Here is a 12,165-nt window from a genome sequence, read left to right on the forward strand (position 1 = left end):
GTAGTACAACTCTATGCAATATTTCAAGAAATGTATAATAACCAAATTACTTTTATAATTATGCAAGTAAGTTAATTTTACAATTGGGAAATTAAGCGTGAAACCCGAGGACAGTTCAACCACTTTACTTGGTATGACGCGACTCCCCTGTCCTCCTGTATCATTACTCTTCGGACAATAAAAACTTCATGGGCAGATCAGCATAATTACCAAGCAAATCAATATCACAATCGACTAATGCCCGCACAGTTCGTTAAGAGCATTAAGCCTAAAATAACAATTAATACAAAGTCACATTTCCTTTTCTAGTCAAGTATCCAACTACAATTTAGATGAATTAATCAAATAATAGTTCTTTGCGTTTTTAAAAAAAGCGCTAGAGACTACTTAAAAGTAATCTCTACCACTCTTTAATTCAATTTCTCCTTTTTGATTAAAGTTAACAATGCCTGACATCCTTGTGTAACTAAATCATACGTTTGATCAAAATCACCAGTAAAGTAAGGATCCGGAACATCTTTTATGTCACTTGTTTCAACTAAATCTAATAGGCGTAATATCTTGGGTGACGATTTACCTTTGTTAATTTCCAATATATTTTCTGTATTGCTTGCATCCATAGCTACTATATAATCAAAGCTTTCCAGGTCATTGATGTGATATTGTCGCCCAAACATACCATTTGTAGTAATATTATTCTGCTGTAAAATAGCTACTGTTCCTTCATGTGGAACTTTTCCAATATGCCAATCGCTTGTCCCAGAAGAATCCACTTCTATCTGACTTTCGAGTCCTTCATCTAAAACAAGTTTTCTCATTACAGCTTCCGCCATTGGTGAACGGCAAATATTTCCTAAACAAACAAAGTTTACTTTTATCATCTCTTCAATTCACTCCTTTTTAATTGTTTATCTGCATTAATCATAGCATATTTGAAATGGAATAAAAAAAGCTGCCACCGAATTTAGATGACAACTGATGTCGCTTAATATATTTGTCGATTCCAAAAACGTTGTTTCGAAATTGCATTAATAAATTCTTTGTTAAAATCTGTTTTCTGATTCGCAAATATTATACCTGGTCCAACTTTACCATTTGAAACCTCAAAAAAAGGTATTCCAGTAGTAGCTATTCCAATTGGCTTATAATGCATAAATGCTTCATTAATATAATATACGATGTCACTTTGAAATTTTGCAGCATTTTTTGCACTTCCACCTACAACGTACAGTGAATTGTAAAGAACAGGATCCATCGTAAGGAATGTTTCATTTACTTGAACTTTTAGATTGTTAGCCCCCCGAACAAATCCAATCTTTTCACCTACAAAATCGACAGTAATACCCGCTTTTTTAAACGCTTTAACAGCCGCTTTTACTTCGGTACCATCAAACCCTTCGCCAATTAACACACCTACTTTTAAAGTATAAGGATAGTAGAACGTATTTTCTTGACTAAGTGCTGGAGATGTAGCTTCTACGGTAGATTGCTGTCCAGTTGGTCTTTTAACGCCAATCTCATCTGCAATAATTGTCGCCATATTTTTATCGACATTCACAAACATATCTACAACTTGTTGTCTTACACTTTTACTATTCACTTTCCCTAGTTCAAATGAAAAAGCATCTATAATATGCTGTTTTTCTGGGGGTGTCATACTATTCCAAAATAGTCTCGCCTGAGAGAAGTGATCTTTAAAGGAATCACTTTGAGCCTGTATTACGCGTCCATCAACTTTTTCGGCATAATGCACATATCCTCCTTCTTCTCTTGTAGATGTAGCAGGTGTATTATTCGCAAGCGAATTTTTGTGATAGCTCACTTGACCGACATCAATGCGTTGACGACTAAAACCATCGCGTTGGTTATTATGAAACGGACAAATAGCTCTATTAATAGGAATTTCTGCAAAGTTAGGTCCACCTAGTCTAAGGAGCTGTGTGTCTAAATAAGAAAATAATCTCCCCTGTAGCAAAGGATCATTTGTAAAATCAATACCCGGAACTACATTTCCTGGATGAAATGCCACTTGCTCAGCTTCTGCAAATACATTATCCACATTTTTATTAAGCGTCATCTTTCCAATAATCTGGACTGGTACTTGTTCCTCTGGCCACAGCTTAGTAGCGTCCAAAATATCAAAATCAAACATAAATTCATCTTTTTCATCAATCATCTGTATACCAAATTCATATTCAGCAAAATTTCCATGATTAATCGAATCCCATAAATCTCGACGTTGGTAATCTGGATCTTTCCCCGAAATTTTCTGTGCTTCATCCCAAACAAGCGAATGAACGCCTAATAATGGTTTCCAGTGGAATTTCACAAAATGTCCTTTGCCTTCTGCATTGACTAAACGGAATGTATGGACACCAAATCCTTCCATCATCCGCAAATTCTGAGGAATTGACCTGTCTGACATTTGCCACATAACCATATGTGCTGATTCCTGATTGTTCGCAATAAAATCCCAAAATGTATCATGTGCAGATGCTGCTTGTGGCATCTCATTATGTGGTTCAGGCTTCACAGCATGAATTAGGTCTGGAAACTTAATTGCATCTTGAATAAAGAAAACAGGAATATTGTTTCCGACGAGGTCATAATTCCCTTCCTCTGTATAAAACTTAGTGGCAAATCCTCTTACATCCCTTACCGTATCTGAAGAACCTTTACTTCCTGCAACATTAGAAAACCTTACAAAAACCGGTGTTTTCTTACCTACTTCTTGTAAAAACTTCGCACTAGTAAACTCTTTCATCGATTTATACAATTCAAATTCCCCATGTGCAGCATATCCTCTTGCGTGGACAACCCTTTCCGGAATCCGTTCATGGTCAAAATGTGTTATTTTTTCTCTTAAATGAAAATCTTCTAATAGAGTCGGACCACGTCCCCCCGCCTTCAATGAAAATTCGTCATTTGAAACCTTTAATGATTGATTTGTTGTCATTTTAGTCCCCAAATTATTCACTCGATATTGCTTTAACTGCTCATCTTTTTTATTTATATTTGATGATTCTCTCATTTAATCCCCTTCCGGATTACAATTTAAAATTAATAAATTCAACTAGATTCTTAAACATCCGTCCGCTATACTATATGCCCAGCTACTCAAAAGCGTTTTTCTTTTATACTTTTTCACTCGTTGAATTTTTTTTATCTACTTCTTGTAAATTAGAGTGAGTAGATCTCTTTATCAATCTATTAAAATATGAAGACGTGGATAGATAGCCATCTTCAATTTTACCAGCAAGAAAATATGATCTTTCAAATAGGATAGACCGTAGATTTTCTAATTGCCTTGTAATCTTTTCGGTTAATGCTTCATTGTTTTCTAATCGATTAATTATATCTTTTTGGTTTTCTTCTTGTTTAATTATTTTTCCAGTCACTTCTTTTTGTATTTTAAACTGTTCATTCATCACATTCACTATTTCAACATTCAACGTTTTAAATGATTCAACTCGATTTGTTAAATCATTATTCACTTTCCCAATAGATCCGAGTTTATCTGAAAAACCTGCTTGTATTAAGTGGGTATTTTCAATACTCACATGTAAAGCGCTATTTTTTTCTTCTAATTTATTAAGCTGTTCAATAATCTGCTGATTAAATCCATCATTTTCTTTAAGTTTATTTAACTCATCCTTAATTTCATCCCAGCGATCGGACTGAGCTGTACTTTGTTTACTCATCTGACTCTCTAAAACTTTAAAATAATCATAAAGTGAATTGTATGCCACCTTTTGTTCCTTTACATACTCTGTAATAGGATCAATTTTAGACAGGTTTTGATTTGAGCTACTAAGCTCTTTATTATTTTTATAAAGACCTTTATTATCTATTTCATTAATAAATAATTCCACTTTGGGTATTCCTCCCTTGTAGGATTATCTTATGTTCATTTTAAAAAAATGGGCACTATATAAGTTGAATAATTAAATACAATATTAAAATAAGCATACTTTTAAGTTCATTGAATTAGGCGAGTATCCAGTGGGCACAGCAGTGCCAAGATTGAGAGAGAAAGGCCACTGTCTCTTGAACGCTTGGCCCAGTGACGAATGATTTGTATTCTTCTGTGTGTGGAAAACTAGCCGTTTCAACGACTGTCTTGCAAAGTGAGGATCTTTATTTCAACATATATCGAATGTAATTTTAATGTTAAGAAAGTACTTTTAATCCTATGACAGCTACAATGATCAAGCCCACACTAGCGATGCGCCCTTTACTCCTTGATTCACCGAAAAAAACCATGTTAATGAGTACAGCACCAGCCGTCCCGAATCCAATCCATACCGCATAGGCAACACTTATTTGTAAATATTTAAGAGACATATAAAATAATATGAATGAAGCGCTAAATCCTACAGCATATAAAAGGCCACTATTCCATGTCTTCTTTTGACTAAACTTTTTAAGGCCAATCACACCGAAAATTTCACTAGCAGAAGCTATTAAAAGTAAAATCCAACCCATAATTACACAATTCCTTTCAGTGCTTTTTCTTCATCTAGTTTATCGGCGATATTTAAAGTAATAACCCCAATTAACAATAATACGATAAAAAATAACTTTCCAAATCCTAAACTTCCATTAAATAAGAAATAATCCATAAACGCTGTTCCCGCTGCTCCAATTCCCGCAAATACTGCATAAACCGTGCCTGTAGGTAGTTTTTCACAAGCTTTAGTTAAATAGTAAAAATCTATAAGAATAAATCCACCAATTAATATCCAATGCCACCATGAACTTACAACATTAAAACCATAAATCCAAAAAAACTCAAAAAAGCTTGTTAATCCTACGTACAACCATCCTTTATTCATAACTATTCTCCCTTTTGTGACTGACTGTCATTCATTATGTAGCAAAAAGATTTATTCAGCAACACCTAAAGCATGTTTTAAAAACTGAGTGACCTCAGATTTTTGAATAGTTGCCTGCTCCTCTTTTTGCGTATCATATAAATATATTTGTTCAGCTGCCGATTCAATTAAACCAATAGTAATTTTGGTCGTATGATCAACGTTTATTGACTGCCTAATAACCCCAGCTGATTTCGCTTCTTGCAAAAGCTCTGCTAACCACTTATACAATGGTTCATAGACCATTTCCCATTCTTTTAAATGTTCTGTTGAAGCTATTCCTGCGTATATAAGTGCTTGTAACTCATTATAATCCCTTCCAACTAGGAAGATTGCTTCTACAATTTGTTCCAATTTCGTATCAAATGACGCGCCTTCTTGAACTGTTTCTTTCATAGTCGTCATTGTAATTTCAACCATTACTTCTGCAATAGCAGGCATAAGTGATAGTTTAGATGGGAAATATAAATAAAAAGTCCCTTGTGCAATACCCGCTATTTTAACGATATCAGAAATCTTTGTTTTATCGATTCCTTTTTCCCTAAATACTTTAACTGCTGCACTCACAATTTTTTCTCTCTTATTCATTAACTTGTCCCCCTAACCTGCTGACTGACTATCATTCATTTTATTATAGGAAGCTAATTTTGTCAATATGCATTATTAATAAAACAATTATAAAAGCAAAACCAATAAAAATATTGGCTTTGCCTTCTATATAATACCTGTGTATTTAATTTTTACTTTCTTGTTCATTATTTTTAGATGTTTCCCTATTCTTACCAATAACCTTCAAATCTTCAAGACTTTTATCATATCCGTATCCGGGCGTTTCATGATTCTTTATAGGTTTCTTTTTGTTTTGATTAGTCATGATTAATCACCTCCAATAGAGGTAGTTTGTTCTGAACAATCCATTTTATTCGACAAATTCATGGCTTTTATTCAAACATTCTTATTTAGCATTCTTAAACCATTTAAGATAACGAGTATTGTACTTCCCTCATGACCAATAACACCAATTGGCAGATCCACTACTTGTATGAAATTAGCAATGATTAATATAGTTATAACTGTAATAGAGAAAAAGACATTCTGTTTAACGATGCGATTCATTTTTCTCGATAGTTTAATTGCATAACTTATTTGCTTAAGATCATTACCCATTAGCACAACATCTGCTGTCTCTAGAGCTACACCAGTACCATCGCCCATTGCAATTCCAGTCGTAGCAGTTGCCAGAGCTGGTGCATCGTTAATACCATCACCAACCATACCTACAAATTCATATTTTTCTTTTAGACGTTTTAAATGATTTACTTTATCTTCTGGTAAACACTCAGAAATAAAAGAATCGACACCAGTTTCCTTCGCAATGACAGATGCGGTTTTTTCATTATCCCCGGTTAGCATAATTGTTCGAATCCCCACTGCTTTAAGGGCATTAATTGCCTCTATAGCTTCAGGTCGTACAGTGTCTTTAAGTGCAGCGAGGGCAACAATACCATCTTCATCACGCATAAAAATGACTGTTTTCCCATTCTCAGCCAAGCTTGTCGCTACTCCACCTGCAAAACTTTCAGCTTCATCAAAACCGACAAATGCTGGCTTTCCGACAATATACTCTTTTTCTCCATCATTTGCTTTAATTCCCCAACCAGGGACATCCTCAATATCAATTCGAGACAACCTTTCAATACCTTGCTGTCGTGCATAAGCTGTAATTGCAATAGCGAGTGGATGATTTGATTGCGACTCGATTCGTGCCAGCATCTCTAATGCTTGTAATGAATTTAGTCCTTCTTTGACTATAAAGTCCGTCACAATAGGTTTCCCTGTCGTCAGGGTACCTGTCTTATCCAAAGCTATCGCTTTTAGTGATCCTAAATGTTCTAAATGTAGCCCACCTTTAAATAAAACACCTCTCCTAGCACCATTTGAGATTGCTGCAAGTGTTGCAGGCATGATAGATGCCACTAACGCACAAGGCGATGCTACTACAAGTAAAACCATTGCCCGATAAATTGTCGTTGTCCAATCCCAACCAAATACGAAATGCGGAAGAAACATCATAATAATTACTGTAATTAGGACGAATTTAACATAAGTGCCTTCAAATCGTTCTATAAATTGTTGCGATGGTGATCTTTCGCTTTGAGCAGACGTAACTAGATTTATTATTTTTTGAAATAATGTTTCTGAATTTGGTTTTGTCATGCGAACTGAAATTGAACCACTCATATTCACAGTTCCTGCGAATATGTCTGAGCCAATACCTTTTGTAACTGGTAGTGATTCACCACTTATAGCTGCCTCATCAATCGAACTAGTTCCCTCTATAATTACACCATCAACAGGAATACTCTCTCCAGGCTTTACAAGGACAAGAGAACCAATGATTAAAGAATTGATAGACACTTTTGTCGCTTGATTATTTTCATCAATAAGCCACGCATCTTCTGGTTGAAGTGAAATTAAAGAAGATATTTCTTTATGACTTTTATTCAATGTGTATGTTTCTAGTGCACCACTGAGTGCGAAGATAAATATTAAAACAGCACCTTCTGCCCAATATCCGATTAATGCTGAACCAACTGCGGCTAAAACCATCAACATCTCTACATTAAGCTCTTTGTTTTTTATCGTCTCTTCAATTCCTTCTTTAGCTTTCGCAAATCCTCCAATTGCAAAGGCTAGTAGATACAAAGTGACTGATGCAGAGCTTCCTCCACTAAATCCTGTGTACCATGCAATCAAAATCAATATACCTGATAAAATAGCAGCTATGAGTTCACCGTTAATCAATAAGGTTCTTAATCTATTGTTTTTCTCCTCTGTTATAGTTGTCATTAGTACCCCCCTAATCATTTTGAGATAGTAGAAAATAGTTTTCTCTAGTTTGTTAATCAAGTGTATAGTATGTAAAATAAAATGTAAATGATATTGATTATAATTTGATAATCATTATCACTTAGAGTGTTTTTATTTTATTTTTAACAGTTACTTTTACCCATATTTATAATTAAAGTTGAGAAAAAACTGCAAATCCACGGTGAAGAGGATTTGCAGTTCTAAATTAAAATACATTAAGTTTTAACTTGAAAGACTATTTATGAATCCCTCAATCTCACCTGCCGTTTTTCTATCTTTACTAACAAAACGACCAGCTTCTTTACCATCATGAAACGCAATAAAGCTTGGTATACCCATAATACTAAGTTCTCCACATAAATCAATAAACTCATCCCGATCAACACTAATAAAGTTATATTCCGGATAATCTACTTCAAGTCTTGGCATGACTGGTTCTAATACAACGCAATCAGGGCACCAATCAGCTGAAAACATAAAAATTGTTCTTTCTTCATTTTTCAATTTTTCAAATTGCTCCATATTTTTTAATTTTTCCACTTAAAAACCTTCTTTCAATACTTTTTCTATAGTTATGACATAATTGTATCATATCTAAATAACTAAATGACTAAAAACTCTTGCAACGTCTCTTTTAGCTCTATTTAGATTAAATTATATACTATTTTCCGATTAGTCCCCATACGATTACTATGCCAATAATAATAATTGATACTGCAAGTGCAGTCCATTCTTTAATATCAGGATTATCTCTTCTACTATCCGTTTTATTCATTTTTCTTCCTCCATTTAATTTTTACTTTTTTATTATTATTAAACTATAATATTCCCTTTTTCAAACTATGATAAACCTTATTTTTAATCAAACACGCCTTGCCTAAATTGCGTCTAGAATTTTTCTTTCTTTCTGAAAAATTCCTTCTAAAACCCTACGACATTGCCCAAAATAGTACATCCTATTCGTTAGTGCTAAATTAAGAAAAGATAAGCACACAGACATAGCAAGAATAAATCACTAAATTTAATAACTTATCAAAACATTCCCAGGGAAATATTGAATTATATTGTAAAAACGTTTTAGTAACAAAGCAATTAATTTTCACAACAAAAATATAAAAAACCGACTCTATAAGAATATCAATTCCAATAGAGCGGCTTTTATTATATTAATATACATATTTCCAATTTGTTTATAAAACTTTACTTAAGAATGCTTTTGTTCTTTGATTCTTCGGTTGATTAAATACTTGGTCCGGGGTTCCCTCTTCAATAAGTATACCTTGATCAAGAAATATTACGCGGTCGCCCATTTCCCTTGCGAAGCCCATTTCATGTGTTACAACTACCATAGTCATGCCTTCGTTAGCAAGTTGTTTCATAACATCTAGAACCTCATTTACCATTTCTGGATCTAGTGCCGAAGTAGGTTCATCAAACAACATGATTTTAGGTTTCATGGCCAAAGCTCTCGCAATTGCTACGCGCTGCATTTGACCGCCAGATAACTGTTCTGGATACGAATTGGCTTTATCTGCAAGTCCGACTTTCGCAAGCAATTGGTGAGCCAGTTCATCAGCTTCTTTAGGATCCATTTTCCTGATTTTTCTAGGCGCAAGCGTAATGTTTTCTAAGACGCGCATATGAGGAAACAAATTGAATTGTTGAAAGACCATCCCGACTTCTTTTCTAATTTCATTTATATCAGTTTTGGGATCATTGACCTTTACACCATCAATAAAGATATCTCCTTTTGTAATTTCTTCAAGCAAGTTTATACAGCGTAAAAAAGTACTTTTACCTGATCCACTTGGTCCAATTACACAAATCACTTCTTTTTCTTTTACTTGATAATCAATTCCCTTTAAAACTTGTAAATCTCCGAAAGATTTATACAAACCCTGTATTTTAATCATATACTTCACCTTCCAAACTTTGTCTTTCTTGGTGACGGGACGTAACTATTACTAAATCGGTTTTCTGCATACGTAATAATTTTCCCAAAAATAAATGTCAGGATTAAATATAAAATTGCTACCGTAAGATATGGTTCCCAAAACCTAAAGCTAGCTCCGGCGACTACTTTACCCGCATACAAAATATCACTACCAGCAATAACCATTATTAAAGACGAATCTTTCAGAAGTGCAATTAATTCATTACCTAAAGGCGGGATCATACGACGAATAGCTTGTGGAATAATAACGCTTCTCATCGCTGCTCCACTTGGCATACCTAATGATCTCGCTGCCTCCATTTGTCCTTTTTCAATCGATTGGATTCCTGCACGAATAATTTCAGCATTATATGCAGCACTATTTAGTATTAGCGCAAGTGATCCAGAAACAAAATAACCTAAAGAATGTCCAAATATTGATGGAATAAGCGCTGTATGAATTAATAAAATTTGTACTAACAATGGCGTTCCACGGAAGAAATCCACATATAACTTAGACGGGTAGTAAATCCACTTTCTTTTAGATAGTTTCCCGATTCCTAAGAAAAACCCTAAAACAAAACCACCTAAATAACCAACTAGTGTTAGTGCCAGAGTAACGCCAATTCCACGAATAAATAGTTCTCTGTAATCCCATACCATATCAAAACGCATATCTAGGAAATCCATTGTTACCACTCCCAAGTCGAGATTTCATGTATAACAATCTACATTTTCATGTTAAATTATTCTACATCAAAACCTGTGATTTCCTTCAACTTCCCATTCTCTTTAATGATTTTAATTCCTTCATTCAATAAATCGGATACTTCTGTGTTTCCTTTCTTAACCATAAGCCCATAATATTCTTTTTCAAAACTACTGTCTTCTATTGTTTTAAGTTTTACCTTTGGATTATTTTTTTGATAATCTATAATAACTGCGTTATCTCCAACAGATGCATCTGCATTACCATTTATCATTTCTAAAATCGCAATTGGCATTGTTCCAGCTGCAACTATTTTCGAACTTGTATCGCCTAATAATTCCTTTGTTACGATATGACCTGTTGTATTAATTTGAGCAGATACCCTTTTGTCTTTTAGATCTTCAAATTTTTCAACAGTTGAATCTTCTGGAACAAGTATCAATTGATTTGCAATAAAGTAAGGGTTAGTAAAATCAAACTCCTTTTTTCTTTCCTCAGTAATTGTAATCGATGATACCGCAAAATCTACTTCACCATTATTTACAGCTGGAAATAATGGTTCCCATCCGTAGTTTTTATATTCGACTTCAATTCCTAATGCTTCTGCAATTGCATCAACAATTTCAATATCTATTCCAACTATTTTACCACTACTATCCATATATTCCATTGGCGCATAAGTAGCATCAGTAGCTACGACAAGCTTGGTTATTTTACCATCCTCTTTGTCGCCTGTAACTTCTTCTTTTTCATCCGTGCCACACCCAATTAAAATAATACTCACACTAAGTAAAAGTACCCCTAATAATAAAACTCGCATTTTCTTTTTCAATTTTAATCCCCCTTTTTTCGACAAAAATTACTAAATACCTAATCAATATTTTCAATAATTAGAACTATCCCAATTGTATATGAATATAAAATACTAATCAATAGGTACTTCGCTAAATAGACAATGCTTAAATTTGCGTATCAATCAAATAAAAGTATTTATTCTAACTTACAGCAATAATAACAAAAGTATTGTAATCGCTTTCAAAATTATTTTATTGAATTAACTTGCTGATCTTTTTGAATTGCTCACTACCGGCTACTTCAATAAGTTCGAATAATGCCATTTCAACACTTGTCCATGAAATACCATTAGTCTTCATTGCCTCTAGGCCTATTTCTTTGTTTTGTAGTGTACGTGACGATACTGCATCTGCAACTACTGACACTTCATAGCCAAGCTGCTTTAGATCTAAAGATGTTTGATAGACACAAATATGTGATTCTATTCCAGCGACCAAAACTTGCTGACGATTTGTTTCCTTTAAAGCTTTGAAGAATACTTCATCCTTACATGCACTAAAAGACATCTTTTCTATCGGTTCAAGTCCTGATAAATGTTGTGTTAATTCTTCAACGGTTGGTCCTAATCCTTTTGGATACTGCTCAACCCACAAAATCGGAATATCTAATATACGAAGGCCTTGGATTAATTTTTCCAAATTAGTAATTAGTTCGCTACTCTCATGCATCAATTTAGCCAATTTACCTTGAACATCTACTAACACAAATACTGTATTGTTTTCCTTAAACATTTTCCAAACAACTCCCCTGCTTAATAATAGATTTACTTAACATTGATCAGTCTGTACTATAAGCTTATCTTCATCATTACTGCAACACTTATAGACTATGATAACATAAAATATCTATTTATACAGAATCATTAATTACTTCTTATTCATTTTGAATATATTCATAACGTTACTTGACACATAGTTGTGAAT

13 protein-coding genes are annotated in these 12,165 nt (G+C 33.9%); all 13 read right to left on the reverse strand.

Translation table 11 applies throughout. The annotated features are described in order from the left end of the window. Positions 1–410 precede the first annotated feature (410 nt). The 13 genes from AC3RV6_RS12670 to AC3RV6_RS12730 all read right to left on the reverse strand — a co-directional run bounded on the left by AC3RV6_RS12670 (position 411) and on the right by AC3RV6_RS12730 (position 11,973). Positions 411–881 (reverse strand): low molecular weight protein-tyrosine-phosphatase, encoded by a 471-nt coding sequence (locus tag AC3RV6_RS12670; protein WP_489746402.1) that lies wholly within the window; start codon positions 879–881, stop codon positions 411–413. A gap of 104 nt (positions 882–985) precedes the next feature. Then, positions 986–3,031 carry a catalase gene (locus tag AC3RV6_RS12675; protein ID WP_489746403.1) on the reverse strand — a complete coding sequence of 682 codons (2,046 nt, stop codon included), beginning with the start codon at positions 3,029–3,031 and terminating at the stop codon, positions 986–988. 103 nt (positions 3,032–3,134) lie between these two features. Next, positions 3,135–3,872 carry a hypothetical protein gene (locus tag AC3RV6_RS12680; protein ID WP_489746404.1) on the reverse strand — a complete coding sequence of 246 codons (738 nt, stop codon included), beginning with the start codon at positions 3,870–3,872 and terminating at the stop codon, positions 3,135–3,137. Positions 3,873–4,170: 298 nt separating this feature from the next. Beyond that, positions 4,171–4,485, reverse strand: coding sequence for a DMT family transporter (locus AC3RV6_RS12685; protein ID WP_489746405.1), 315 nt, complete (start codon positions 4,483–4,485; stop codon positions 4,171–4,173). A 2-nt stretch (positions 4,486–4,487) separates the two neighbouring features. Then, positions 4,488–4,835, reverse strand: a complete 348-nt coding sequence (locus tag AC3RV6_RS12690; RefSeq protein WP_489746406.1) for a DMT family transporter — start codon at positions 4,833–4,835, stop codon at positions 4,488–4,490. Positions 4,836–4,886: 51 nt separating this feature from the next. Next, a complete protein-coding gene (locus AC3RV6_RS12695) occupies positions 4,887–5,462 on the reverse strand; it encodes a TetR/AcrR family transcriptional regulator (protein WP_489746407.1) in 576 nt (191 codons plus the stop codon). A 145-nt stretch (positions 5,463–5,607) separates the two neighbouring features. After that, on the reverse strand, positions 5,608–5,748 hold the full coding sequence (locus AC3RV6_RS12700) for a hypothetical protein (protein WP_489746408.1): 141 nt from the start codon (positions 5,746–5,748) through the stop codon (positions 5,608–5,610). A gap of 71 nt (positions 5,749–5,819) precedes the next feature. Then, a complete protein-coding gene (locus AC3RV6_RS12705; RefSeq protein ID WP_489746409.1) occupies positions 5,820–7,724 on the reverse strand; it encodes a heavy metal translocating P-type ATPase in 1,905 nt (634 codons plus the stop codon). Between the two features lie 243 nt (positions 7,725–7,967). After that, positions 7,968–8,285, reverse strand: a complete 318-nt coding sequence (locus AC3RV6_RS12710) for a thioredoxin family protein (protein WP_489746410.1) — start codon at positions 8,283–8,285, stop codon at positions 7,968–7,970. A 650-nt stretch (positions 8,286–8,935) separates the two neighbouring features. After that, a complete protein-coding gene (locus AC3RV6_RS12715; protein ID WP_489746411.1) occupies positions 8,936–9,658 on the reverse strand; it encodes an amino acid ABC transporter ATP-binding protein in 723 nt (240 codons plus the stop codon). 5 nt (positions 9,659–9,663) lie between these two features. After that, positions 9,664–10,368 carry an amino acid ABC transporter permease gene (locus AC3RV6_RS12720; protein WP_489746412.1) on the reverse strand — a complete coding sequence of 235 codons (705 nt, stop codon included), beginning with the start codon at positions 10,366–10,368 and terminating at the stop codon, positions 9,664–9,666. Positions 10,369–10,424: 56 nt separating this feature from the next. Beyond that, positions 10,425–11,219, reverse strand: a complete 795-nt coding sequence (locus tag AC3RV6_RS12725; RefSeq protein WP_489746413.1) for a basic amino acid ABC transporter substrate-binding protein — start codon at positions 11,217–11,219, stop codon at positions 10,425–10,427. A 214-nt stretch (positions 11,220–11,433) separates the two neighbouring features. Then, on the reverse strand, positions 11,434–11,973 hold the full coding sequence (locus tag AC3RV6_RS12730) for a hydrolase (protein WP_489746414.1): 540 nt from the start codon (positions 11,971–11,973) through the stop codon (positions 11,434–11,436). Positions 11,974–12,165 lie beyond the last annotated feature (192 nt).

Source organism: Sporosarcina sp. So3-204, assembly GCF_058068165.1.